This window comes from Pantoea sp. X-Soil-MYKO-1289, from assembly GCF_059730625.1.
Window position 1 is genome coordinate 301,469 of record NZ_AP036004.1, and the last position, 24,069, is coordinate 325,537.

A 24,069-nucleotide genomic window follows, 5' to 3' on the forward strand; every position below is an offset into this window, starting at 1 on the left:
GAGAGGGCAGGGCGCCGGCGGAACGGGCCGGGCGTCAGAACATCGAGCGCACGCTCTGCATGGTGCTGAGATTATGGTTGAAGCACTTGTCGTAGTACTGCTGGATATTCGCCATGCGCTGACGGTTGCGATGGATGCGGCGCAGCGCCAGCAGCGCGTTGACAATCGCGCAGGCCAGCAGAACCGCCAGCAGCAGCGTGGTGCCGAGGTAGCGCCACATCGCCATCGCGTCCGGCTCATTGTGCAGCGCGATATGGCGCGTGCCGTTGGCGTCCACCGACAGGCTGGTGATAATGCCGCTGGCGCTGAACGGCGTGTGCAGCAGCATGCCGGAGAGGCGCTGCAGCTCGCGCCACTGCGACGGCGCATCGAGATCGAACAGCGAGACCGTCGGCTGCGGCTGATTCACCAGCTGGCGGCCTTCGTCGCTGACGATAAGAAATCCGCCAGGCGGCGGGCTGTTAAGGTTTTCGGCGGCGCGGCGCGTCTCGCGGAAGAAGAAGCTGGAGGTGGCGGTATTGACCAGGTTTTCCAGCGCTTCGGCGCTGACCGGTCGCAGCAGCACGTTCATGCCGTTCAGCTGCCCGGAGTCGGCGCGGCGCACCAGCGTATCCCAGTCTTTGGCGTTGCCGAGATTCACCAGCGCGTTCTTCAGCCGCACGCAGTCCTGCTGCTGGCTACAGAGATCCTGCGTTTTCAGCACCAGGTCGGCGAAATCGTCCAGCAGGATCATGCCCGATTTCTGAATCGCCGAGGCGAGCTGCGGGTTGAGCTTGGGATCGGTATTGGTTTCCGGATGCAGCTGGCGCGTGGTCGCCTCCAGCAGCGCCGAGGCTTTATCGATGATATCGGACTGCGGCTGGGGCAGCGGCGAGGCGTTGTTCCAGTAGACGGCCGAACAGTCGAACGGCATATAGGCGTAGCTGCGGTTGCTCTGATAGTTATCGGGAACGGAGCACATGCCGGTGCCGTTAACTTTTAAAATATCGCCGACGTGCAGCGACTGCGCCGCCAGCTTGTCTACCTCGTTCACTTCCAGGCTCTCGGTGCCCTTGATCCAGGCCAGGCTGAGCTTGATCGGCATACTGAGCGGGATCCAGCTAATCAGCAGCGCCATCACCAGCAGCGAGCCGCAGGCCAGCACGACGTTTTTGCGCCAGCGCTGGATAGGGAAGTTGCGCACTTCGTCCTGCAGCGATAAGAAACGGCCCTGGCGAACGACCTGACGGTTCAGGTAGATCTCGACATCGGTGGTCTGGCCGAGATCGTGCGCCACATAGGGCAGCCAGTGTGGCGGGTAGGCGAGATCGATAATGCCCAGCGTGATATTGCTCTGCTCCTGATTAGACTCGCCGAACAGCCCCCAGCGCTTGGGCGCGCCGCGCAGGCAGTGTATGTCGCGCATGCGCTTCTGCGCGGGAATGTGAAACAGCGACCAGACGCTGGCGCCGATCATGGCGCAGCCCAGCAGCGCCAGCCAGCCCATCAGCGCGGCGGGCACCAGCAGGCTGATGAAAAAGAGCAGAAAGGCGAAGGTGATGGTCACCGCCTCGCGCGTGCCGTCCGGCCGCGTCAGCTGGTACTCTTCCAGCGTCTCTTTGCGCACCTGAAGCAGCTCGACGTTTTCGCTCTCTTCCTTGCGTATCGAGGCGTTGGTCGAGCCGGGACGCACCAGCGCCGGCAGCGACGGCTGATCGGTGCCGTAGTTGACCAGCGAATGGCCGTTAAGCGAGATCACCAGCGGAATCGTCTGGGTGCGGATCAGCTCAACGTAGTTCTCATCGGTTATATACTGTTCCCAGTGCGGCGGCAGATGCACTTCCACTTCGTCAAGGTAGTAGCGCCACTTGTGGGCATCGTCGGTCGACAGGCCATAGCGGGTAATGGCGCGCGTGACGGGGTAGACGTTGTTGCTCTGCGCGGTGAGCGTCAGATTGTCGAAAAGGGGATGTTTTTCACCGGGTACGGCGGGACGCGACTGCTTCGCAAGCGAGGCGACGTATTTTTCCACCGCGCGACGTTCGTCGTCGGTGAGTTTGCGGCAGGGCGGGCTGATAAAGGGCAGCGGTTTCGCCAATGGCGGACGATGCCGCATAGCGTACCAAAAGCCGATACCCGCCAGACCTGAGCAGACCAGCACTATGACCAATACAATAAGGATTGTGCTCATGCGTTGTTCAATGCAGCCAAAATCCTGCCTTCACTTTGGACTAATGCTCCCAGATAGAACTGTTATTTAAGACAATTTTGGCGGGAATAAACTATTCTGACAAGCTAAATGCCAGAGGAAATAACGCGCAAAATCATTAAATTAGAAGTTAATGCAGCATGCCTTGTCCGAATGTTAACCGGCAGAATCTGAATTAAACATCGGTCTTTTCTGAATTTTAACGTGCGACGTTGACTTATTGCAAAAGCGTTAACTGGCGCAGTCGCATTTGAGACCGCCCGACTGGGCGCGGCGTCTGGGGCCGAGGCTAAACTCGCTGTCGCACAAACGCCTGTGGTCAGGTAAGCTAATTTTTTTACCGCACCGCGCGGCGTTGAACGTCTGAGGCTGATATGAAGAACCCGTTAAAGAAACCCGACATCCTCAAAGTGGAAACCGTGGCGCGCTCGCGGCTGTTCACCGTTGAATCAGTCGATCTCGCTTTTAGCAACGGCGCGCGCCGCGTTTACGAGCGCATGAAGCCCTCCGAGCGCGAAGCGGTGATGATTGTCCCGATTATCGATAACCAGGTCGTACTGATTCAGGAGTATGCGGTTGGGCTGGAGAGCTATGAGCTGGGCTTCCCTAAGGGATTGATCGATCCCGGCGAGACCGTCTTCGAGGCGGCGAACCGCGAACTGAAAGAAGAGGTCGGCTTCGGTGCGGAGAAGCTGGAGTTTCTCAGCAAGCTGACCATGGCGCCTTCCTACTTCTCCAGCAAGATGAATATTGTGGTGGCGGAAGGGCTTTATCCTGAACGGCTGGAAGGCGACGAGCCGGAGCCGCTCATCGAGCATCGCTGGCCGCTGGAGGATCTGCTGGCGCTGCTGCAGGAGCCCGATTTTCGCGAGGCGCGCAACGTCAGCGCGCTCTTCCTGGTGCGCGAGTGGCTGGTGCAGCAGGGGCGACTGAGTTACTAACTTATTGCGTCGAATAAAAAGGCCGACATCGCTGTCGGCCTTTTTATTTTGCAATGTGCCAGCGCGGGTGGGATGGCCCGATCGCAAAGACGCAAAAAACGGCATCCCTGCCAGCTCGGCCCGCGCCATCCATAGCGCGGGACGCTTTGCTCTTCGGTCCATCCCACCCGCTTGTAGGCGTCCTCTGCTGTTTGTAAGAACAGCCCTGGATTGGATGTCAGCAGGGCTTAAAACAGCTCGTGGCTCTCGCCGTTATCCATAATGGTGGTGCCGACGTCATGCACCGAGTATTCCGTCGGCTGCGTGCCGTTAATGAAATACTCCTGGCGCGTATTGCCGCCGCCGTTGGCCAGCTTGCCGGTGCTGCGGTCGATAGTCACCGTGACGATGCCGTCCGGCGGCGTCAGCGGCTGCTCCGGCACGCCGTCCAGCGCGCTCTTCATATAGACATCCCACGCCGGCTGCGCGCTCTTCGCGCCGCCTTCATAACCGGAAATCTGGTCTGGAATCGCGCCCGACAGCGTGCTGCGGCCTAACGCGCGGCGCGCGTCGTCAAAGCCGATCCACACCGAGGTCACTACGCCAGGACCGTAACCAGAGAACCAGGCGTCCTTCGAACTGTTGGTGGTGCCGGTTTTACCGCCGATATCGTTGCGCTTCAGATCGCGCGACGCGCGCCAGCCGGTGCCCATCCAGCCGGGTTCGCCAAAGATATTGGAGTTGAGCGCGCTTTTGATCAGGAACGACAGCGGCGTGTTGATCACATGCGGTGCATACTGCTGACCGTCCGGCTGCGGCTGAGCGGGAACCTGCTCCAGCGCCGGCTGCGGCGCCGGCTGGTTCTGGTTCTGATCGGAGGTCGCGACGTTTTCTACGCTCTCCTCGTTCAGCGCCAGCGCCTTGCGAGTTTCGCCATAGATCACCGGTAGATTGCACTGCGGGCAGGCGATGCGCGGTTTCGCTTCGAAAATAACGCCGCCTTGCTCATTCTCGATCTTGCTGATGAAGTACGGGTCGACCAGGAAGCCGCCGTTCGCCATCACCGAGTAGCCGCGCGCCACCTGCATCGGCGTAAACGACGCTGCGCCGAGCGCCAGCGATTCGGTATGCACAATATTCTGCGCCGGGAAGCCGAAGCGCTGCAGATATTCCGCCGCGTAATCGACGCCCATGGCACGCATGGCGCGCACCATCACCACGTTTTTCGACTGACCTAATCCCTGACGCAGACGAATCGGACCGTCATAGGTAGGCGGCGAGTTTTTCGGCCGCCAGTCGGCGCCCGCGCCCGCATCCCAGCGCGAAATCGGCACGTCGTTCAGGATAGAGGCCAGCGTCAGACCGCGATCCATCGCCGCGGTGTAGAGGAACGGCTTAATGTTGGAGCCGACCTGACGCAACGCCTGGGTGGCGCGGTTGAACATGCTCTGATTAAAGTCGAAGCCGCCGACCAGCGCGCGCACCGCGCCGGTTTGCGGATCGAGCGACACCAGCGCGGAGTTGACGTCCGGCACCTGCGCCAGCCACCAGTCGTTATTGACCTTACGCACCCAAATCTGCTGACCCGTCTGCACCACCTGCGTCACGCTTCTCGGCGTTGGGCCCTGCACGGTATCCGACTTGAAGGCGCGCGCCCAGCGCACGCCGGCGAGGCCCAGCGAGACGCTGGTGCCATCTTTCAGCATCGCGGTCGCCTCGTCGCTGCTGGCCTGCGTGACAACGGCGGGCAGCAAGGGGCCGTAAACCGGCAGCGGCTTCAGCGCTTTCAGGATCTGCTCCTGGCTCCAGGCGGGTTCGCCCACTTTCCACAGCACGCTGGTCGGCCCGCGGTAGCCGTGACGCATATCGTAGGCCAGCACGTTATTGCGCACCGCCTCCTGCGCCGCCTGCTGGAGACGACGCGTCACGGTGGTATAGACCTTGTAGCCGTCGTTATAGGCACCGTCGCCGTAGCGCTTCACCATCTCCTGACGCGCCATTTCGCTCAGATAGGGCGACGAGAAGGCGATTTCCGGGCCGTGATAGCTCGCTTCCAGCGGCGCGCTGCGCGCTTCATCGTACTGCTGTTGGGTGATGTAGCCCTGATCCAGCATGCGCGACAGCACCACATTGCGACGCGCCAGCGCGCGGCTATGGGAGTAGAGCGGGTTAAAGGTAGAAGGCGCTTTCGGCAGACCGGCGATCATCGCCATTTCGCTCAGCGAAAGCTGGTCTACCGGCTTGCCGAAGTACACCTGCGCGGCGGCGCCGACGCCATAGGCGCGATAGCCGAGATAGATCTTGTTGAGATAGAGCTCAAGGATCTCATCTTTATTCAGCAGCTGCTCAATGCGAATGGCGAGGAACGCCTCCTTGATTTTACGCATCAGCGTGCGCTCAGGGCTCAGGAAGAAGTTACGCGCCAGCTGCTGCGTAATGGTGCTCGCGCCCTGGGAAGCATGGCCGGACATCAGCGCGATGCTGGCGGCGCGGAAAATGCCCACCGGATCGACGCCGTGATGCTCGTAGAAGCGGCTGTCTTCCGTGGCGATAAAGGCTTTGATCAGCTCTGGCGGCATCTGCTGCAGCGTCAGCGGAATACGGCGCTTCTCGCCGTACTGGGCGATCAGTTCGCCATCCGCGCTGTACACCTGCATGGGCGTCTGCAGGCGCACATCTTTCAGCGTGTTAACGTCGGGCAGCTGCGGCTCTATATATTTGTACAAACCATAAATCGAGCCAGCTCCCAGCAAGATGCAACACACTGCAAGGATTAATAAATACTTTACGAACTTCACCTGGAGTTTCCCATCTGTTGTCGTTTGAGCAGTTTATAAACAACCGCGCGGTAGTATAAAGGCAAGCCAGACGCTTTGATATGTCCTTTTACCCCTGTAGATAAGGAGATCGCGCGCATGGCTTTTCAGACATGGCAAGTCGGACTGGATATTCAGAATACGCAGCTCTGCGCTCTCGCTATACAGCGCCGGCGCGGCGGCTGGCAGCTGTGCCGCTGGTGGCAGCAAGGGCTGCCGCAAGATACGTTAAGAAACGGCGTGCTGCAATCTTCGCCTGAATTACAGGCGGCGCTGCGCATGCTGCGACAGCAGCTGCCGCAGCGCTATTCGCTGCGCGTCGGACTGCCCGCGCAGCTGGTGCTGCAGCGACCGCTGGCGCTGCCGAGCCAGCATCTGCAGGAGCCTGCGCTGGGACGTTACGTGACGGCGGCGGCGCAGCGGCTCTTTCCGGTCGAGCCGGAAGCGCTGACGCTCGACTACCGCGCCAGCGAAGCGGACCGCCAGCTTTACGTGACCGCCGCCCGGCAGGAGGTGATCGCCCAGTGGCTGACGCCGCTGCGGCAAAGCGCGCTGCTGCCGGCGGTATTTGAGCTTACGACCCATGCGCTGGCGCTCACGGCGCGCGCCGCTGGCCTGAATGACGACGCCGCGCTGCTGATCGGTCACGACGCGCAGTGGCTCTGGTACAGCCGCGCCAGCGAGAGCGTGGTCGGCAGCGCCAGCATAGAGACCGCGCCCGAAGAGGTGAGGCAGCGCTGTTTCCCGCAGGCCAGCGCGCTGTTCGGCTGCGCGCCGTCGCCCGAGCGGTTGCCCGACGCCTTCTTCTCTTTTTCGCCGTTCAGCCTGTTCGCCTGTCGCCAGCCGCCGCTGCCCCAGCAGGAAGCGGCGTTTTGCATCGCCGCCGGACTGGCGCTGCGCCCGGAGGATAGCTGATGATCGCGGTGAATATGCTGCCGTGGCGGCACGCGCGTCTGCGCCGCCAGCGGCGCGCCGTGCTGGGGCTGACGACGCTGCTGCTGCTGGCGCTGACGCTGACGACGGCCTCAGCGCTTTGGCGTCTCGACTGCGTCAGCCAGCATCTGCTCCGCGCCCAGAGCGAGGCGCGCGAGACGCTGACGGCGATCGCTCAGCGGATTAGCCAGCGGCGCGAACTGCAGCAGCAGCTGACGGCGCAGCAGGCAACGTGGCGGCGCGCGCGGCGTCACGCCGACGACCTGATGCGCTGGCACCGATTCTGGCAGGCGCTGCCGGCGCTTTTGCCGCAGCGGGTCTGGCTGGAGCGGGTAGAGAAGATGCCGACGCAGCTGCGTATCGAGGGACGCGCGCAGGAGGTGCGGGCGATTGGCGAACTGCGGCGCCGTCTCGGCGAGGCGGCGCTCTTTGCCATGGTGCGGCAGGGCAACGTCGAGCGTCAGCCAGATGGCGGCTATCGCTTTGCGCTACGCGCGCGTCTTGAGGAGATCGCCGATGAATAGCGCGCTGGAATACTGGCTGCATCTGCCGCTGCGCCGACAGCTCGGCATAGTAGCGGCATGCTTCGCCGCGGCGACGCTGGCGCTCTGGCTGCTATTTTTGCGGCCGCAACAGTTGGCGCAACAGGCGCTGCGCGCCGATATCGCCCGGCTTGAGCAGGCGTACCAGAAGCAGCTGGCGCAGCTCAATGCGCTGCCTGACGAGGCGTTGCTGCGCGCGCAGCTGGCCGATAGCGCGCGCCACTCTGAGGCGTCGTCCCGCGCCGCGCCGCTCGACGCCGTTCTGGCGGCGCGCGGCAGTCAGCTGCAGGCGTGGCAGCCCGAAACAGAGCCGCGCGCCCTAACGCTGCTGCTGGCGTGGGAGCAGTTTCTGCCGCTGTTCGCCGAACTGGCGCGCACCACGGCTCCCTTTCCGGCGCGCTTTCTGCTGGAGGCGCGACAGGGAAAGGTGCAGGCGAAGCTCTGGCTGGAGAGCGACGATGCGCGCTAAATGGCTGCCTCTCTGGCTGGCGGCGACCACGCTTTATGCCGCGCCGCGCGATCCGTTTCAGCCGCCGCCGGAGAGCCGGTGCGAGCCGCCAGCCGCGCTAACCGGCTGGCGGCTGCAGGGCGTGCTGGGACGTGCGCCGCGCCTGCGCGCCTGGCTGACGTCGCCGCAGGGAGGCGTCGTTAAAATCGCGGCAGCGGATCGCCTTCCGCTGCCGGGCTGGCGACTGAGCGCTATAGCGCCTCGCAGCCTGACGCTCACCGCAGGCAGCGGCTGCGCGCCGCAATTCGTCACACTCTCTCTCAAAGGAAGCGCTCATGCTCAGGATGACACTTTTACTGCTGACCAGCCTTTGGCTCGCGCCCGTCCAGGCCACTGACGATCTCAGCAACGGTGAACACGGCCAGCGGCTCAGCCTTAACTTCGACGACGCGCCGGTCGAGCGCATTCTGCAGGCGCTGGCGGACTATCAGCACGTGAACCTGTTAATCGCGCCAGGCGTAGAGGGCAGGCTGTCGCTGCGTCTCGACGACGTGCCCTGGCGGCAGGCGCTGTCGCTGGTGACGCGGCTGGCGGAGCTGACCGTCGTGGAAGAGGAGAACGTGCTGCTGGTTTACCCCGACAGCTGGCGCCAGCTAAAAGAGCAGCAGGCGCAGGCGGTCAGCGCACAGCAGGCGCCGCTCGCGCTGCGCGCCGTTACGCTGCGCTACGCCAGCGCGACGGAGGTCTACCGCAGCTTTCAGGGCGAGCGGCAGGCGCTGATGACGCCGCGCGGCAGCGTAACCCTCGACGCGCGCGCTAACGCGCTGCTGCTGCGCGATACGCCGGCGGCGCTCAGCGATGCCGAGCGCTGGCTGCGGGCGCTTGATGTGCCGCTCGAACAGGTAGAGCTGGCGGCGCATATCGTCACCATCAGCGAGGAGAGGCTGCGGGAGCTGGGCGTGAGCTGGAACCTGCCGGCTGGCGCTGAGGCGGTGACCGACGCGCTGCGCAATCCCCGGCTGGCGATCCCGCTGGCGGCGAGTTCGCCGGGGATCACCGCAGGCGTGACGCTGGCGCGGGTCGGCGGTCGGCTGCTCGACATGGAACTCAGCGCGCTGGAGCAGGAAAACCAGGTCGAGATTATCGCCAGCCCGCGCCTGTTCACCTCGCATCAGCAGAAGGCGATGATTAAACAGGGCAGCGAGATACCCTACGAGGTGTCGGCGGGCAACAGCGGCGCGACCACTATCGAATTTAAAGAGGCGGTGCTGGGCATGGAGGTCACGCCCAACGTGCTGGGCAATGGGCGCATCCAGCTGAAAATTCACCTCAGCCAGAACGTGCCGGGCCGCGCGGTGCAGAGCGGCGACGGCAGCGTCCTCTCCATTGATAAGCAGGAGATTGAAACCCAGGTCACGCTGAAAGATGGCGAAACGCTGGCGCTGGGCGGCATTTTTCAGCAGCAGCGCAGTCAGGGCGAAAGTCGCGTGCCGGTGCTGGGCCATATTCCGCTGCTGGGATCGCTGTTTCGCCATCAGACCGCGGAAAATAAAAAACGCGAGCTGGTCATCTTTATTACGCCGCGATTGGTCAGGGAAGCAGCGCTTTCCGCCGGATAAACCGGAAAATGCGCTCCCCAGTGCCAACTGCGTTGACGCAGGACAGGAATTAGCTTACAAGGTTTAGCGATTTTTAGAACGCTGTAACCGTCCCGACGGCGCGTATCCGTCAGGGTCAGATATCTCATCTGTAGGCGGCGCGTAAAAAGCGCAGCGCTAATGCGCATCGTTTCGCATATCGCACACCGGCCCCGCAAGGGGAATGCCGGAGGGCGATTTATTCGGTTGCCAAACGCCCTTGAGTGTTGAGATAATTTTTCGTCTGACTCTTGCTAACGCTCATGAGGTCTCAGTTCCTGTCCCGCCAGCGATATCGCTGAACGCGGGGTATCATCAACGAATTCTTAGTAATACCGACAAAATGGCAGAGAAACGCAATATCTTTCTGGTTGGGCCGATGGGTGCCGGCAAAAGCACTATTGGTCGTCAGTTAGCTCAGCAACTCAATATGGAATTTTTCGATTCCGATCAGGAAATTGAGCGACGTACCGGAGCGGATGTGGGCTGGGTATTTGACGTCGAGGGCGAAGCTGGATTTCGTGACCGCGAAGAAAAAATCATTAACGAGCTGACCGAAAAGCAGGGCATTGTCCTGGCGACCGGCGGCGGTTCCGTCAAATCTCGGGAAACACGCAATCGTCTCTCCGCCCGTGGTGTCGTGGTGTATCTTGAAACCACCATTGAGAAACAGCTGGCACGCACGCAACGCGATAAAAAGCGTCCGCTGCTGCAGGTTGATTCGCCGCCGCGTGAAGTGCTTGAAGCGCTGGCGGGTGAGCGCAACCCGCTCTATGAAGAGATCGCGGATGTCACCATTCGTACTGACGATCAAAGTGCGAAAGTGGTGGCCAACCAGATTATCCACATGTTGGAAAAAAACTGATCTAATGCCGAAAGGCTCAGTAACAGGTATCGAGCATCATGGAGAAGATCACCGTCTCACTGGGAGAGCGTAGCTATCCCATCACCATTGCCGCCGGACTGTTCAAGGATCCGGCTTCTTTTTGGCCGCTGAAAGCGGGCGATAATGCAATGCTGGTCACCAACCAGACGCTGGAGCCGCTCTATCTTGATAAGCTCTCGGCGCTGCTGACGGCCGCAGGCGTCAAAGTGGACCAGGTGATTCTACCCGACGGCGAGCAGTACAAAACGCTGGCCGTGATGGATGACGTCTTTACCGCGTTGCTACAAAAGCCGCACGGCCGCGACACCACGCTTATTGCGCTGGGCGGCGGGGTGATCGGCGATCTTACCGGCTTTGCGGCCGCCAGCTATCAGCGCGGCGTGCGCTTTATTCAGGTGCCCACCACGCTGCTGTCGCAGGTCGATTCTTCGGTTGGCGGCAAAACGGCCGTAAACCATCCGTTAGGCAAAAACATGATCGGCGCCTTCTACCAGCCCGCCTCGGTGGTGATTGATACCGACTGTCTGCGCACGCTGCCGCCGCGCGAGCTCGCTTCAGGCCTGGCGGAAGTGATCAAATACGGCATTATTCTGGACGGCGAGTTCTTTAGCTGGCTGGAGCAAAATCTCGATGCGCTGCTGGCGCTGGATGAACAGGCGACCGCCTGGTGCATTCGCCGCTGCTGCGAGCTTAAAGCGGACGTAGTCGCGGCCGATGAGCATGAACACGGCCAGCGTGCGCTGCTGAATCTGGGCCACACCTTCGGCCACGCTATCGAGGCGCATATGGGCTACGGCAACTGGCTGCACGGCGAAGCTGTCGCGGCGGGTATGGTCATGGCGGCGCGCACGGCGCAGCGTCTGGGCCAGTTCAGCGAGGCCGACACGCAGCGGATTATCGCGCTGCTGCAGCGCGCGGGTCTGCCCGTGCACGGCCCGGAAAGCATGAAGGCGGAAGCGTATCTGCCGCATATGCTGCGCGACAAAAAGGTGCTGGCGGGCGAGCTGCGGCTGGTGCTGCCGCTGGCGTTAGGCCGCTCCGAAGTGCGCGGCGGCGTGCCGCATGATATGGTGCTGGCTGCGATTAACGACTGTCAGAAACCCTGAATATAAGCAGTTAAGTGGTGACGCGGCGCGCGGGGTGCGCATGGCCGAATGCCGCTTTACGGAGGAGGCAAAATGGATGAGTTTAAACCGGAAGACGAGTTAAAACCTGACGCCAGCGACCGCCGTCCCTCGCGCCCGCGTAAGACGGCTTCCGCCCCTAAAGTGCCGGTTTCGCGCCAGCATATGATGATGGGCATCGGCATTCTGGTGCTGCTGCTGTTGGTGCTCGGCATTGGCTCGGCGCTGAAAGGCCCGGACGAGAGCAAACCGGCGTCAGGCAACGGCGCGGCTAACGCGCCGGCATCTGGCGGCAGCGGTGGCGAAAAGAGCATCGATCTTTCCGGCTCGACGCCGATGAGCGGCGGCCAGACGACGCCGGCGGAAGGCGCGGCCGCGAATAGCGCGCCGGCCGAAGGTACGACATCGCGCGACGTCTCCATGCCGCCGGTCTCCTCTACGCCGACCCAGGCGGCGCCGGTAGAAGCGCCAGCCAGCCAGCAGCGCGTTACCCTGCCCGGCGATCTCAACAGCGCGCTGAGCAATCAGCAGCAGCAGGTCGATAGCGCCGCACAGGGCGGCAGTTCACTGCCGACCGCGCCGGCAACCGTCAGCGGCAGCGCTGGCAACGGCAGCATAAGCGCGCCTGCGGCGACGCGTCCGACCTCGCAGCGTCCCGCTGCGCAGACGCATGCGTCACGCGAACCGGCGCATAAATCTTCGACCGCCAGCCGACCGGCGGCCAGCGAAAGCCGCACCCATACCACGCCGGCGCGTCCTGCTCTTAACGGCGCGACAGGCGGCAGCAGCACGGCAGCCAGCAGCGCGATCGGCAACGGCGCGGCCGCGAAATCGGTGCCAGGCGGCAACTACACGCTGCAGCTGAGCGGCGCTTCGCGCGCAGAGAGCCTGAACGCCTGGGCGAAAAAACAGAATCTCAGCGGCTATCATGTCTATAAAACCACCCGCAACGGCCAGCCGTGGTACGTGCTGGTGAGCGGCTCTTACGCTACTTCGGCGGATGCCCGACGCGCCGTCGCCTCGCTGCCCGCGGAAGTGCGTGCGCAGAATCCCTGGGTGAAGCCCGTAAGTCAGGTTAAGAAAGAAGCCAGCCAGTAAACTATGTGGGGCCGGTTAAGCCGGCCCCGTTGATAAGCGCCGTTCTGCTGTCGGTCCGCCACAGCTCCACAATAAGATGTATAACCACGACAGCATGAAGAAAAATCGCGCTTTCCTGAAATGGGCAGGAGGCAAATATCCCCTGATGGAGGATATCCGTCGCCATCTGCCGCAAGGCGACTGCCTGATTGAGCCTTTTGTCGGCGCGGGTTCGGTGTTTCTCAACACCGACTATGAGCGCTACCATCTGGCGGATATCAACAGCGACCTGATCAATCTCTACAATATCGTTAAGCAGCGCAGCGCGGCATTTATCGAGGACGCGCGTCGCCTGTTCTCGCCTGAAGGCAATACGTCGGAGTGCTACTACCAGCGCCGCATCGCCTTTAACGCCAGCCGCGACGCCTACGAGCGCGCGCTGCTGTTTCTCTATCTTAACCGTCACGGGTATAACGGCTTGTGCCGCTACAATCTGCGCGGCGAGTTCAACGTGCCCTTCGGCCGCTACCGCAAGCCCTACTTTCCGGAAGCGGAACTGCTGTGGTTCGCCGAGCGCGCGCAAAAGGCGACCTTTGTCTGCGAATCGTACGATGTTACCCTGACCAACGCGCAGGCGGGCTCAGTGGTCTATTGCGATCCGCCCTACGCGCCGCTGTCGGCGACGGCCAATTTTACGGCCTACCACACCAACAGCTTTAGCATGCGCGAGCAGCAGCATCTGGCGGAGCTGGCGTCGCGGCTGGCGCTCGAGAGCCGCATACCGGTTCTGATCTCAAATCACGATACCGCTCTGACGCGTCTCTGGTATCAGGATGCAGTATTACATGTGGTGAAAGCGCGGCGTTCTATCAGCCGAAGCATAACGGGTCGCACACAGGTCGACGAACTGCTGGCACTTTACTGCTAGTCTGTTTCGTCCGCGACCAGGCATTACGTCAGCCGCAAGGCTGGCGCACAACATTGGGAGAATCGGATGAAACAATATTTGCTGGCCCCTTCAATCCTGTCGGCGGACTTTGCCCGCCTGGGTGAAGATACCGCAAAAGCGTTAGCCGCCGGCGGCGACGTGGTGCATTTCGACGTGATGGACAATCACTACGTTCCCAATCTGACGATGGGGCCGATGGTGCTGAAAGCGCTGCGCGACTACGGCATTACCGCGCCGATTGACGTGCATCTGATGGTTAAACCGGTCGATGCGCTGATCCCGGACTTCGCCAAAGCAGGCGCCAGCTATATCACTTTTCATCCCGAAGCGAGCGAGCACGTCGACCGTACGCTGCAGCTGATCAAAGAACACGGCTGCAAAGCGGGCCTGGTGTTTAACCCGGCGACGCCGCTGAGCTATCTCGACTATGTAATGGATAAGCTCGACGTGATCCTGATCATGTCGGTCAATCCGGGCTTCGGCGGCCAGTCCTTTATTCCCGGCACGCTGGATAAGCTGCGCGAAGCGCGCAGGCGCATCGATCACGGCGGCTACAACATTCGTCTGGAAGTGGACGGCGGCGTCAAAATCGACAACATCGCGCAGATCGCCGCCGCCGGCGCCGATATGTTCGTCGCCGGTTCGGCGATTTTCGGCCATCCCGACTACAAGAAAGTGATTGATGAGATGCGTCACGAACTGGAGAAAGTTAATGGCTCATTTCACTGATATTCGCGCGCTGGCGTTCGACCTCGACGGCACGCTGGTGCACAGCGCGCCCGGCCTGTCGCAGGCGATCGACCTGGCGCTGGCTGATTTGCAGCTGCCGCCGGCGGGCGTGGAGCGCGCCTCGACCTGGATCGGCAACGGCGCGGACGTGATGATGTCGCGCGCGCTGACCTGGGCGCTGGGCCGGGAGCCGCAGCCCGACGAGCAGCGCGACGCGCGCGCCCTGTTCGACAAACACTACGCCGCGACGGTAGACGCGGGCAGCACGCTGTTTCCGCAGGTGAAAGAGACGCTGCTGGCGCTGCATGCCAAAGGGCTGCCGCTGGCGATCGTCACCAATAAGCCGACGCCGTTCGTCGCGCCGCTGCTGGCCTCCCTCGGCATCGCCGAGGCGTTTACGCTGATCATTGGCGGCGATGACGTTATCGTAAAAAAACCGCATCCGGCCGCGATTTTTCTGGTGCTTGGCCGCTTCGGCGTGCTGCCGAATCAGCTGCTGTTCGTCGGCGATTCTCGCAACGATATTCAGGCGGCGCAGGCCGCTGGCGTGCCGAACGTCGCCATGACCTATGGCTACAACTACGGCGAGCCGATCGCCGACAGCAAGCCTGACCTGACCCTCGACTCTTTTGATGAACTTTTGCCCCTTCTCGGGCTGCACTAATCAGGACACAAGTATGAAACCCATTGTTTTCAGCGGCGCACAGCCGTCCGGCGAACTTACCATTGGCAACTATATGGGTGCGCTGCGTCAGTGGGTGCAGATGCAGGACGATTTCCACTGCATTTACTGCATCGTCGATCTGCACGCTATCACCGTTCGTCAGGATCCGGCGGCGCTGCGCAAGGCGACGCTGGATACGCTGGCGCTCTATCTCGCCTGCGGAATCGATCCCAGCAAGAGCACCATCTTCGTGCAGTCGCACGTGCCGGAACACGCTCAGCTGAGCTGGGTGCTGAACTGCTACGCCTATTTCGGCGAGCTGAGCCGCATGACGCAGTTCAAGGACAAGTCGGCGCGCTACGAAGAGAACATCAACGCGGGTCTGTTCGATTATCCGGTGCTGATGGCGGCGGATATTCTGCTCTACCAGACCAATCAGGTGCCGGTAGGCGAAGATCAGAAGCAGCACCTTGAGCTGAGCCGCGATATCGCGCAGCGCTTCAACGCTATCTACGGCGATATTTTCCGCGTGCCTGAACCCTTTATTCCGAAATCGGGCGCGCGCGTGATGTCGCTGCTGGAGCCGACGCGCAAGATGTCCAAATCGGACGATAACCGCAATAACGTCATCGGCCTGCTGGAAGATCCGAAGTCGGTGGTGAAGAAGATCAAACGCGCCGTGACCGACTCCGAAGAGCCGCCGGTAGTGCGTTACGACATCAAAGAGAAAGCGGGCGTCTCGAACCTGCTGGACATTCTTTCCGGCGTTACCGGCAAAACCATCGCCGAGCTGGAAGCGGAGTTCGAAGGCAAGATGTATGGCCACCTGAAAGGCGCGGTGGCGGATGCGGTATCGGGCATGCTTACCGAGCTGCAGGAGCGTTATAACCGCTACCGCAACGACGAAGCTTTCCTGGAGCAGGTGATGCGCGACGGCGCGCAGAAAGCGCGTGAGCGCGCGCAGGAAACGCTGAAGAAGGTGTACGAAGCGATCGGCTTTGTCGCCGCGCCCTGAAACGGGAGCTTAAGTGACTGTTATGAACGGCGGGTTTGTACCCGCCGTTTTTATTTCTGCATAGCGCAAGCTGCTTAAAACCAGCGCAGGCGATCGCGCAGCGACACCACGCTGCCGATAATTATCAGCGACGGGCTCTCTACCTGCTGCGCCAGCTCGCTGAGCCGATCCAGCGTGCCGGTCACCACGCGCTGCCGCGTGCTGGTGCCGTTCTCAATCAGCGCCGCCGGCATATCCCCGCGCATGCCGTGACGCATCAGCTGCTGCTGAATATGCGGCGCCTGCGACAGCCCCATATAGAACACTAACGTCTGCTGCTCGGCAGCCAGTTTCTCCCACTCCAGCGCATTTTTCTGCTGCAGATGGCCGGTCACCAGCCGCACGCTCTGGGCATGATCGCGGTGCGTCAGCGGAATGCCGCTGTAGGCCGAGCAGCCCGACGCCGCCGTGACGCCCGGCACCACGCTGAACGGAATCTGCTGCGCTGCCAGCGCCTCCAGCTCCTCGCCGCCGCGGCCGAAAATAAAGGGATCGCCGCCTTTTAGCCGCACGACGCGCCTACCGCGCTGCGCCTGCTCCAGCAGCAGCTGATTGATCTGCTCCTGCGGCACGCAGTGATGTCCGGCGCGCTTGCCGACGAAAATGCGCTCCGCGTCGCGGCGCACCAGATTCAGGATCTCCTCGGAGACCAGCCGGTCGTAGACAATCACGTCCGCCTGCTGGATCTGCTGCAGTCCTTTCAGTGTCAGCAGTCCGGCGTCGCCCGGTCCAGCACCGACCAGCGTCACCTCGCCCTGAGCAGGCAGCGCGTCGCAGAATAGCGCGTCGACCAGCTGCGCCGCGCGCGCGCCGTCGCCGTTGGCCAGCGTCTGCGCCAGCCGATCGCTGGTGAAAAAGCGCTCCCAGAAAAAGCGTCGCTGCGCCATTGAGGCGAAACGCTGTTTAACGCGCGTGCGCAGCGTGCCCGCTAGCGACGCCAGCTGGCCGAGATGCTGCGGCAGCATCGCCTCGATTTTTTCGCGCAGCAGGCGGGCAAGCACCGGCGCGCGGCCGCCGGAAGAGACCGCAACCATCAGCGGCGAACGATCGATAATCGACGGCATAATGGCGCTGGCCTGCTCCGGCGCGTCCACCAGATTACAGAAGATACGGCGCGCTTCGGCGGCCTGCGCCACCTGCTGATTCACCGCGTCGTCATCGGTGGCGGCGACCACCAGCCAGCACTCATCCAGCCAGGCGTCGTTGAACGCGCCCGGAATCAGCGCCAGCTCGCCGCGATCGGCCCACTGCTGGAACGCCGGGGAAAAGTGCCGCGCGCCGACGTGCAGATCGGCGCCGGCGGCCAGCAGCAGCCGCGCTTTGCGCTCGGCGACGTCGCCGCCGCCCACCAGCAAACAGCGCTTGCCCTGCAGGCGACAAAAAAGGGGAAAGTAGTCCATAGCGCATCCTGAAAGCGAGAAGAGAGGGCAGGCCGCCGACGCGCGGGGCGTCGGCGGCGTAGCATAGCATCAGGGCGAGGAGGAGATCAGGCGCAAACCTCGACCTTGCCCGCGTTGACGCGAACGGGATAAGCGGCGACAGAGCGCGACGCATCCTCCATACAGCAGCCGTCGCTGAGGCGAAAACGCTGTTTCTTTAGCGGACTGGCCACCCAGAGGCAGCCTTCATGCTCGGCGATAATGCCGCGCGACAGCACGCTGGCCTGGGCGAAGGGATCGATATTGCTGATGGCGAACAGCTCGCCATCGTCGCGCGGCCGGAAAATGGCGATCTGCTGGTTATTTACCAGCGCGCATACGCCGGTAGCGGGCAGGATTTGCTGCAGATCGCAGACGGGCGTCCACTGGCTCATACTTCGCTCTCCTCGATCAGGGTGACGGCGATGCGCTCTTCCGGCCGCGCCGGACGATGCTGACTGCGTTCGGCCACCATCTGCACGTTGGGGTCGCGCAGCGGCGCGTTGATGAAGTGGGCGAAGCGCGCCTGCTGCGCGGGATCGCCCACCGCCTCTTTCCACTCGCAGCGCACGCGGGCGCGCAGCTCGCCTAGCTCCGCCTCCAGCTTGCTGTTGATGCCCAGCTTGTCGTCGACAATCACGCTGCGCAGGTAGTCGATGCCGCCTTCCAGACTCTCCAGCCACAGCGAGGTGCGCTGCAGCCGATCGCCGGTGCGGATATAGAACATCATAAAGCGGTCAAGGTAGGCGATCAGCGTATCGCTATCGAGGTCGGCCGCCAGCAGATCGGCGTGGCGCGGCTTCATGCCGCCGTTGCCGCAGACGTAGAGGTTCCAGCCTTTTTCCGTGGCGATAATGCCGACGTCTTTGCCCTGCGCCTCGGCGCATTCGCGCGTGCAGCCCGAGACGCCGAACTTCATTTTGTGCGGCGTGCGGATGCCTTTGTAGCGATTCTCCAGCGCGATGCCGAAGCCGAGGCTGTCGCCGACGCCGTAGCGGCACCAGGCGCTGCCGACGCAGGTTTTCGCCATGCGCAGCGCTTTGGCGTAGGCCTGGCCGGTTTCAAAGCCCGCGGCGATAAGCTGTGACCAGATAGCGGGCAGATCGTCTTTCTGCGCGCCGAACAGGCCGATGCGCTGCGAGCCGGTGATTTTGGTGTAGAGGCTGTAGCGTTCGGCAATCTCGCCAATCACCTTCAGACCCTGCGGCGTGATTTCGCCGCCGGGCGAGCGCGGGATCACGGAGTAGGTGCCGTCTTTCTGGATATTGCCGAGGAAGAGATCGTTGCTGTCCTGCAGCGGCGTATGCTGCGGCGCCAGCACAAAGTCGTTCCAGCACGACGCCAGCAGCGACGCCACCGTAGGTTTGCAGACTTCGCAGCCGTAGCCGGTGCCATATTTCGCCAGCAGCGCGTCGAAGGTTTTAATCTCCTCGACGCGGATCAGGTGATAAAGCTCCTGGCGCGAGTAGGGGAAGTGAGCGCAGAGATGATTATTGACCTCGATGCCCTGACGGCTCAGCTCGGCGTTCAGCACCTGCGTCACCAGCGGAATGCAGCCGCCGCAGCCGGTGCCGGCGCGGGTCTCGCTCTTCAGCGCGGCGACGGTATGGCAGCCGCCCTGAATCGCTTTGATGATGTCGCCTTTGCTGACGTCGAAGCAGGAGCAGATCTGCGCGCTATCCGGCAGCGAATCGACCCCCATTACCGGTTTTTCGCCGCTGCCGGCGGGCAGGATCAGCCCTTCTGGATTTTCGGGCAGCGGAATGGCGTTGAGCACCAGCTGCAGAAGATTGCCGTAGTCGCTGGTATCGCCTACCAGCACCGCGCCGAGCAGGGTTTTGCCATCTTCGCTGACGATCAGGCGTTTGTAGACCGAACGGCTCTCATCCAGCCAGACGTAGCTGCGCGCGCCCGGCGTACGGCCGCGCGCGTCGCCGATGCCGCCGACGTCCACGCCGAGCAGCTTGAGTTTGGCGCTCATGTCGGCGCCCTGGAAAACGCTGTCGCGGCCGGTTAAGGCGTCGCTCGCCACCTGCGCCATTTTATAGCCGGGCGCCACCAGGCCGAAGACGCGGCCCTGCCAGGCGGCGCACTCGCCGATGGCGTAGATCGCCGGATCGCTGGTGCGGCAGCGGTCGTCGACGGCGATGCCGCCACGCTGACCGAGCGCCAGACCGCACTGCTTCGCCAGCTTGTCCTGCGGACGAATGCCGGTAGAGAAGACGATAAAATCGACGTCGAGCGCGCTGCCGTCGGCGAACTCCAGCGTTTTGCCGCCCGCGGCGTGATGCACGATCTGACGGGTATTTTTGCTGGTGTGCACCTGCACGCCCATCTCTTCGATTTTACGACGCAGCTGCTCGCCGCCCTGGACGTCGAGCTGCTCCGCCATCAGCACCGGCGCGAACTCAATCACGTGGGTTTCCACGCCCAGGTTTTTCAGCGCGCCAGCGGCTTCCAGGCCGAGCAGGCCGCCGCCGATTACCGCGCCGCGTTTGCTGCGGCGCGCGCAGGCTTCAATGGCGTTGAGGTCTTCGATGGTGCGATAGACAAAGCAGTCGGCCCCTTCCGCGCCGTTGATCGGCGGGATCCAGGGGTAAGAGCCAGTGGCGAAAATCAGCGTGTCGTAGCTCACCGCGCGGCCGGTATTGGAGTGGATCAGCTTCTCTTCGCGGTTGATGGTGATGGCGCGCTCGCCCAGCAGCAGATTGACCTGATGTTTTTCATAGTAGCCTTCGCGAACCAGAGAGAGTTCTTCGGCAGTATGGTGAGAGAAATAAGCGGAAAGGTGGACGCGGTCATAGGCGACGCGGGGTTCTTCGCAGAAGACGGTTAACGCGAACTGGCCGGGTTCGGCTTTGTCGATCAGCTCCTCAATAAAGCGATGCCCAACCATGCCGTTACCGATAACGACGACATTGTGCTTGCTCATGCTTGCCTCAAAATTGCGGGAATTGAGGCTACAATAGCGCGCCGTTTTTAGCTCATATTGATATACATCAAGCGCCTTTCTGTATACCTATTATGAGGTATATCGCTGTTTTTGAAGTGTTTTTTGTAAGTTATTCGATTTACTGAAAAAAAGAGCTGGATCACATTTCAGGGCGGGGAAAAGAAGAGGGCGGCCTGCGCCGCCCTGCTTCATCAGTGCATCACGTGGCCGTGCTGGCGGTGCCGGGTGACAAAGCCCAGCAGCACGCACATCACGAACACCACGGCGTAGAGACCATTCGCCGTCAGCAGCGCGGCATGGACGCCGCCTTGCTTCACGATCGGGCTGGTCACCACGAAGGTCAGCATGGTGCCGACCGTGCCGCAGGTGAGAATAAAGTTCACCAGCTTCGGCGAGGAGACTTTGGTCTGCAGCGAGCCAAGCGTAATGATGGTGGTGTAGATGGCGCTGGAGCTGAAGCCCAGAATCATGATCACCCAGCGCAGCATGCTGGCGTCTGTGGTGCTGACGAACCAGTACATCAGCAGCGTCGCCAGGCCGGCCAGCACCATCAGGATGCGTTGCAGATCGAAGAAGCGCAGCAGGAAGCTAAAGGCCCACATGCCGACCATATAGGCGGTCCAGAAGTTGCCGACCAGCTGGCCCGCGCTGGCGATATCCATGCCCATGGTTTTGGTGGCGTACTCCGGCACCCAGGAGATAAAGCCGAGCTGGCCGAGGATGTAGCAGAGCGCGGCCACGGCGAGAAACAGCACGCCGACGCCCCATTTCTCTTTCTCCACCGTCGGGCTGTTTTCCGGCTTGCGCAGCACCGGGAACTCGACGCACAGCGTCAGAACGAAAATGGCGACGTAGATAATGCCGATGCAGACATAGACCCAGTACCACGGCAGCGCGCGCGCCAGCAGGATGCCAGCCAGCACGGGAAACAGCGTGCCGGCCATGCTGAAGAAGGAGTCGGTGAACAGCAGGCGCGAACCGCGCTGACGGCCTTCATAGAGATGGGTGATCAGGAAGGTGCCGATCGACATGGTGATGCCGCTGACCACGCCCAGCACAAACATACAGAGCGAGAAAACGGAGAGATCGCGGCTGGTCATCAGGCCCAGCACCGCCAGCACCATCAGAATAAAGCCGAAAATCAGCTGGCGCTTCAGCGGCACGATAACCATCAGCCAGGCGTTCAGGAACACCGAGACCAGAATGCCGGCGTTCAGGAAGGTAAAGGTATTTCCCATGCTCTCAATCGGCAGCTGGAAATCCTTCGCGATGTCGCCCATGACCATGCCGGTGACGATCACCAGCGCGCCGGTCAGCGCGTACGAGAAAAAGCTTATCCAGGTAAGCCCGATACGATTACGATTTGTCATGTTTTGAACCTGTGGAAAACAGAGAGGGCGGCGTAAAACTGTCAGAAAGTGTAAACGGAACTGTGATCTTAATAAATAAAGACTGAAAATCAGTTTTCATATTTCATTCATAATGTGATTTATGTCACGAAAACGTTTGCGCGGGCGATTCTGCTGGCTTGAGCAACCCGTGCGTAAATAACGGTAAAACGCTGGCTCTTGTATTTTATGCTCTTTACAATCAGTGTCGTTAAAAGCTGCTCTCCAAGGTAAGGACTCATTCATGCTTAAACGTACTCTTACAGCGGCCGTCGCCCTGTTTGCGCTCTCCTCCGTTTCCGCCTCGGCGCTGGCTGCCAAAGGCGATACGCACGTCCTGTTCACCACGTCCGCCGGTAATATCGAACTCGAACTGAATAATCAAAAAGCGCCGGTTTCGGTGAAAAACTTTGTTGACTACGTTAACAGCGGTTTTTACAACAACACGATTTTTCATCGCGTGATCCCGGGCTTTATGGTGCAGGGCGGCGGCTTTACCGCTGACATGCAGCAGAAACAGACCAACGCGCCGATCAAGAACGAAGCGGACAACGGTCTGCGCAACCTGCGCGGCACCATCTCTATGGCGCGCACCGCCGATAAAGACAGCGCCACCAGCCAGTTCTTTCTCAACGTCGCCGATAACGCCTTCCTTGACCACGGCCAGCGCGACTTCGGCTATGCGGTTTTTGGTAAAATTGTGAAAGGAATGGACGTGGCCGATAAAATCGCCCAGGTCCCGACTAAAGATGTCGGCCCTTATCAAAATGTGCCGGTAAAACCGGTAGTTATCCTTTCCGCCAAAGTCCTGCCCTGAGCTATAGCGCCGCCATCCTCTGGCGGCCTCGCCTTGTCCGTCTCCGGCAAAGGGAAAATTTGCTCCTATACTCAGCTTCGAGAGTGTGGACAACCCTGAGCAGGAGGCGGCATGGCAAACAAACTCACCGAGAAACAGAAAAATACGCTCTGGCAGCAGCGACGCGTCGTCAGCTATCAGGCCAGCTGTCGGCTGGACGGCTTAACCCTGGCGGAGCCTGCCAGCGCTTACGAACAGGCTGACGCGGCCGAAGCGCGACTCGATTCGCTGAGGAGGCAGTATGGCGCCGAATAGCAGCGTGGCCCGCGATCCCTATCTGTGGCAGAACGACAACGTGCTGAAAAACCGTCTGGATATCCACGACGCCGCTCAACTGCGCAAGGCGGAGCTGGCGTTCAGCGCCGCGCGCCTCGCCACCCTGGAGCTGGGGCCGGCCACCATCGGCCTGCCTTTCCTGCGCCATATTCATCGCACGCTGTTTCAGGATGTCTACGGCTGGGCGGGCGAGCTGCGCACCATTGATATCTGGCGCGACGACACGCCGTTTTGCCACTTCGAATACATCGAAAAAGAGGGCAATACGCTGATGGACGCGCTGGAAGAGGAAGAGGGACTGCGCAATCTGGAAGAGGCGGATTTCGCGGCGCGCATCGCGCACTACTACTGCGAAATCGCGATGCTGCATCCCTTCCGCGCAGGCAACGGTCGCGCCCAGCGCATCTTCTTCGAGCAGCTGGCGCTGCACGCCGGCTATTTTCTTGACTGGCAGAAGGTCGAGCCAGCGCAGTGGCGCGAGGCCAGTCAGGCGGGCGCGGACGGCGATCTGGCGCCGCTGGAGGCGGTTTTTGCCCGCGTCGTGAGTCGCGCCAGCCTGTAAAACGCGTAGAATAGCGGCGGTTTTCTCAGTCAGGACGGACTATGCTGCTGCTAATCGACAACTATGACTCCTTTACCTGGAATCTTTATCAGTACTTCTGCGAGCTTGGCGCGCAGGTACGCGTAGTACGCAACGACGCCATCACGCTGGAAGAGATGGCGGCGCTGCCGCTATCGCATCTGGTGATTTCGCCAGGGCCCTGTACGCCCGACGAGTCAGGCATTTCGATGGCGGCGATCCGCCACTTCGCCGGGCGCATTCCGGTGCTCGGCGTCTGCCTGGGTCACCAGGCGATCGCTCAGGCTTACGGCGCAAAAATCGTGCGCGCCCGCCAGGCGATGCACGGCAAAACCTCCGCTATCGCCCACAACCAGCGCGGCGTGTTCCGCAACCTCAACCATCCTCTGACCGTTACGCGCTACCACTCCCTGATCGTGGCGTGGGACTCACTGCCCGACGCGTTCGAGATCACCGCCTGGAGCCTGAAAGAGGGCGAGCCGGATGAGATCATGGGCTTTCGTCATCGGGAAATGGCGCTGGAAGGAGTGCAGTTTCATCCGGAAAGCATTCTGAGCGAGCAGGGACACCAGCTACTGCGTAATTTTCTTGAATCCTGAAGTTATGTTTGCCTTCGGTTGATTTATTATGC

23 protein-coding genes are annotated in these 24,069 nt (G+C 61.5%); 17 read left to right on the forward strand and 6 right to left on the reverse strand.

Annotated elements, in window-relative coordinates; genetic code table 11:
• Positions 1–34: 34 nt before the first annotated feature.
• Entirely contained in the window at positions 35–2,170 is a 2,136-nt protein-coding gene (locus tag AC6I7Z_RS01370) for an intracellular growth attenuator family protein (protein WP_497812904.1), read from the reverse strand.
• Positions 2,171–2,562: 392 nt separating this feature from the next.
• On the opposite strand from AC6I7Z_RS01370, the gene nudE reads away from it, so the two are divergent.
• A complete protein-coding gene (gene nudE / locus AC6I7Z_RS01375) occupies positions 2,563–3,129 on the forward strand; it encodes an ADP compounds hydrolase NudE (RefSeq protein ID WP_033753103.1) in 567 nt (188 codons plus the stop codon).
• A 227-nt stretch (positions 3,130–3,356) separates the two neighbouring features.
• Here the strand turns inward: nudE and mrcA are convergent, their stop codons facing one another.
• Entirely contained in the window at positions 3,357–5,906 is a 2,550-nt protein-coding gene (gene mrcA, locus AC6I7Z_RS01380) for a peptidoglycan glycosyltransferase/peptidoglycan DD-transpeptidase MrcA (protein WP_497812905.1), read from the reverse strand.
• Between the two features lie 117 nt (positions 5,907–6,023).
• Here mrcA and pilM point away from each other — a divergent pair, with 117 nt between their 5' ends.
• From pilM to trpS, 12 genes are all read left to right on the forward strand, one after another.
• Positions 6,024–6,839: a pilus assembly protein PilM gene (gene pilM / locus AC6I7Z_RS01385; protein ID WP_497812906.1), complete on the forward strand. Its 816-nt coding sequence runs from the start codon at positions 6,024–6,026 to the stop codon at positions 6,837–6,839.
• Positions 6,839–7,381, forward strand: coding sequence for a PilN domain-containing protein (locus AC6I7Z_RS01390; RefSeq protein ID WP_497812907.1), 543 nt, complete (start codon positions 6,839–6,841; stop codon positions 7,379–7,381). Before pilM ends, AC6I7Z_RS01390 begins: the two co-directional genes overlap by 1 nt.
• Positions 7,374–7,868 carry a HofO family protein gene (locus AC6I7Z_RS01395; protein ID WP_497812908.1) on the forward strand — a complete coding sequence of 165 codons (495 nt, stop codon included), beginning with the start codon at positions 7,374–7,376 and terminating at the stop codon, positions 7,866–7,868. Before AC6I7Z_RS01390 ends, AC6I7Z_RS01395 begins: the two co-directional genes overlap by 8 nt.
• Positions 7,858–8,244: a HofP DNA utilization family protein gene (locus AC6I7Z_RS01400; protein WP_497812909.1), complete on the forward strand. Its 387-nt coding sequence runs from the start codon at positions 7,858–7,860 to the stop codon at positions 8,242–8,244. The genes AC6I7Z_RS01395 and AC6I7Z_RS01400 overlap by 11 nt, the downstream gene beginning before the upstream one ends.
• Positions 8,183–9,466 carry a DNA uptake porin HofQ gene (hofQ, locus tag AC6I7Z_RS01405; protein ID WP_497812910.1) on the forward strand — a complete coding sequence of 428 codons (1,284 nt, stop codon included), beginning with the start codon at positions 8,183–8,185 and terminating at the stop codon, positions 9,464–9,466. The genes AC6I7Z_RS01400 and hofQ overlap by 62 nt, the downstream gene beginning before the upstream one ends.
• Before the next feature lie 361 nt (positions 9,467–9,827).
• Positions 9,828–10,349 carry a shikimate kinase AroK gene (gene aroK / locus AC6I7Z_RS01410; RefSeq protein WP_033753090.1) on the forward strand — a complete coding sequence of 174 codons (522 nt, stop codon included), beginning with the start codon at positions 9,828–9,830 and terminating at the stop codon, positions 10,347–10,349.
• 38 nt (positions 10,350–10,387) lie between these two features.
• Entirely contained in the window at positions 10,388–11,476 is a 1,089-nt protein-coding gene (gene aroB / locus AC6I7Z_RS01415) for a 3-dehydroquinate synthase (RefSeq protein WP_497812911.1), read from the forward strand.
• Positions 11,477–11,548: 72 nt separating this feature from the next.
• Complete coding sequence (locus AC6I7Z_RS01420) at positions 11,549–12,592, forward strand: SPOR domain-containing protein (RefSeq protein ID WP_497812912.1); 1,044 nt, start codon at positions 11,549–11,551, stop codon at positions 12,590–12,592.
• Between the two features lie 94 nt (positions 12,593–12,686).
• Positions 12,687–13,499 (forward strand): adenine-specific DNA-methyltransferase, encoded by an 813-nt coding sequence (gene dam / locus AC6I7Z_RS01425; RefSeq protein ID WP_497812913.1) that lies wholly within the window; start codon positions 12,687–12,689, stop codon positions 13,497–13,499.
• Positions 13,500–13,565: 66 nt separating this feature from the next.
• On the forward strand, positions 13,566–14,249 hold the full coding sequence (gene rpe / locus AC6I7Z_RS01430; RefSeq protein WP_033753082.1) for a ribulose-phosphate 3-epimerase: 684 nt from the start codon (positions 13,566–13,568) through the stop codon (positions 14,247–14,249).
• The gene (locus tag AC6I7Z_RS01435; protein ID WP_497812914.1) at positions 14,233–14,913 is read left to right on the forward strand and encodes a phosphoglycolate phosphatase; all 681 of its coding nucleotides are present in this window, start codon (positions 14,233–14,235) and stop codon (positions 14,911–14,913) included. The genes rpe and AC6I7Z_RS01435 overlap by 17 nt, the downstream gene beginning before the upstream one ends.
• A gap of 13 nt (positions 14,914–14,926) precedes the next feature.
• Positions 14,927–15,928, forward strand: a complete 1,002-nt coding sequence (trpS, locus tag AC6I7Z_RS01440; RefSeq protein WP_497812915.1) for a tryptophan--tRNA ligase — start codon at positions 14,927–14,929, stop codon at positions 15,926–15,928.
• A 74-nt stretch (positions 15,929–16,002) separates the two neighbouring features.
• Here trpS and cysG read toward each other — a convergent pair whose 3' ends face one another.
• From cysG to tsgA, 4 genes are all read right to left on the reverse strand, one after another.
• Positions 16,003–17,367, reverse strand: coding sequence for a siroheme synthase CysG (cysG, locus tag AC6I7Z_RS01445; RefSeq protein ID WP_497812916.1), 1,365 nt, complete (start codon positions 17,365–17,367; stop codon positions 16,003–16,005).
• Between the two features lie 86 nt (positions 17,368–17,453).
• The gene (gene nirD / locus AC6I7Z_RS01450) at positions 17,454–17,780 is read right to left on the reverse strand and encodes a nitrite reductase small subunit NirD (RefSeq protein ID WP_497812917.1); all 327 of its coding nucleotides are present in this window, start codon (positions 17,778–17,780) and stop codon (positions 17,454–17,456) included.
• Complete coding sequence (nirB, locus tag AC6I7Z_RS01455; RefSeq protein WP_497812918.1) at positions 17,777–20,317, reverse strand: nitrite reductase large subunit NirB; 2,541 nt, start codon at positions 20,315–20,317, stop codon at positions 17,777–17,779. Before nirB ends, nirD begins: the two co-directional genes overlap by 4 nt.
• 212 nt (positions 20,318–20,529) lie before the next feature.
• Positions 20,530–21,708 (reverse strand): MFS transporter TsgA, encoded by a 1,179-nt coding sequence (tsgA, locus tag AC6I7Z_RS01460; protein ID WP_497812919.1) that lies wholly within the window; start codon positions 21,706–21,708, stop codon positions 20,530–20,532.
• 262 nt (positions 21,709–21,970) lie between these two features.
• On the opposite strand from tsgA, the gene ppiA reads away from it, so the two are divergent.
• The 4 genes from ppiA to AC6I7Z_RS01480 all read left to right on the forward strand — a co-directional run bounded on the left by ppiA (position 21,971) and on the right by AC6I7Z_RS01480 (position 24,037).
• Complete coding sequence (gene ppiA, locus AC6I7Z_RS01465) at positions 21,971–22,543, forward strand: peptidylprolyl isomerase A (RefSeq protein ID WP_048781616.1); 573 nt, start codon at positions 21,971–21,973, stop codon at positions 22,541–22,543.
• Between the two features lie 111 nt (positions 22,544–22,654).
• Complete coding sequence (locus AC6I7Z_RS01470; protein ID WP_497812920.1) at positions 22,655–22,837, forward strand: YhfG family protein; 183 nt, start codon at positions 22,655–22,657, stop codon at positions 22,835–22,837.
• A complete protein-coding gene (locus tag AC6I7Z_RS01475) occupies positions 22,824–23,420 on the forward strand; it encodes a putative adenosine monophosphate-protein transferase Fic (RefSeq protein ID WP_497812921.1) in 597 nt (198 codons plus the stop codon). The genes AC6I7Z_RS01470 and AC6I7Z_RS01475 overlap by 14 nt, the downstream gene beginning before the upstream one ends.
• Positions 23,421–23,461: 41 nt before the next feature.
• Positions 23,462–24,037, forward strand: coding sequence for an aminodeoxychorismate synthase component II (locus tag AC6I7Z_RS01480; RefSeq protein WP_497812922.1), 576 nt, complete (start codon positions 23,462–23,464; stop codon positions 24,035–24,037).
• Positions 24,038–24,069 lie beyond the last annotated feature (32 nt).

Coding starts and splice junctions, on each gene's coding strand:
- aroK (WP_033753090.1), top strand. CDS start 9,828: ATGGCAGAGAAACGCAATATCTTTCTGGTTGGGCCGATGGGTGCCGGC.
- ppiA (WP_048781616.1), top strand. CDS start 21,971: ATGCTTAAACGTACTCTTACAGCGGCCGTCGCCCTGTTTGCGCTCTCC.
- nirB (WP_497812918.1), bottom strand. CDS start 20,317: ATGAGCAAGCACAATGTCGTCGTTATCGGTAACGGCATGGTTGGGCAT.
- nirD (WP_497812917.1), bottom strand. CDS start 17,780: ATGAGCCAGTGGACGCCCGTCTGCGATCTGCAGCAAATCCTGCCCGCT.
- tsgA (WP_497812919.1), bottom strand. CDS start 21,708: ATGACAAATCGTAATCGTATCGGGCTTACCTGGATAAGCTTTTTCTCG.
- AC6I7Z_RS01470 (WP_497812920.1), top strand. CDS start 22,655: ATGGCAAACAAACTCACCGAGAAACAGAAAAATACGCTCTGGCAGCAG.
- hofQ (WP_497812910.1), top strand. CDS start 8,183: ATGCTCAGGATGACACTTTTACTGCTGACCAGCCTTTGGCTCGCGCCC.
- pilM (WP_497812906.1), top strand. CDS start 6,024: ATGGCTTTTCAGACATGGCAAGTCGGACTGGATATTCAGAATACGCAG.
- nudE (WP_033753103.1), top strand. CDS start 2,563: ATGAAGAACCCGTTAAAGAAACCCGACATCCTCAAAGTGGAAACCGTG.
- aroB (WP_497812911.1), top strand. CDS start 10,388: ATGGAGAAGATCACCGTCTCACTGGGAGAGCGTAGCTATCCCATCACC.
- AC6I7Z_RS01390 (WP_497812907.1), top strand. CDS start 6,839: ATGATCGCGGTGAATATGCTGCCGTGGCGGCACGCGCGTCTGCGCCGC.
- AC6I7Z_RS01475 (WP_497812921.1), top strand. CDS start 22,824: ATGGCGCCGAATAGCAGCGTGGCCCGCGATCCCTATCTGTGGCAGAAC.
- dam (WP_497812913.1), top strand. CDS start 12,687: ATGAAGAAAAATCGCGCTTTCCTGAAATGGGCAGGAGGCAAATATCCC.
- AC6I7Z_RS01395 (WP_497812908.1), top strand. CDS start 7,374: ATGAATAGCGCGCTGGAATACTGGCTGCATCTGCCGCTGCGCCGACAG.
- rpe (WP_033753082.1), top strand. CDS start 13,566: ATGAAACAATATTTGCTGGCCCCTTCAATCCTGTCGGCGGACTTTGCC.
- trpS (WP_497812915.1), top strand. CDS start 14,927: ATGAAACCCATTGTTTTCAGCGGCGCACAGCCGTCCGGCGAACTTACC.
- cysG (WP_497812916.1), bottom strand. CDS start 17,367: ATGGACTACTTTCCCCTTTTTTGTCGCCTGCAGGGCAAGCGCTGTTTG.
- AC6I7Z_RS01370 (WP_497812904.1), bottom strand. CDS start 2,170: ATGAGCACAATCCTTATTGTATTGGTCATAGTGCTGGTCTGCTCAGGT.
- AC6I7Z_RS01420 (WP_497812912.1), top strand. CDS start 11,549: ATGGATGAGTTTAAACCGGAAGACGAGTTAAAACCTGACGCCAGCGAC.
- AC6I7Z_RS01435 (WP_497812914.1), top strand. CDS start 14,233: ATGGCTCATTTCACTGATATTCGCGCGCTGGCGTTCGACCTCGACGGC.
- AC6I7Z_RS01480 (WP_497812922.1), top strand. CDS start 23,462: ATGCTGCTGCTAATCGACAACTATGACTCCTTTACCTGGAATCTTTAT.
- AC6I7Z_RS01400 (WP_497812909.1), top strand. CDS start 7,858: ATGCGCGCTAAATGGCTGCCTCTCTGGCTGGCGGCGACCACGCTTTAT.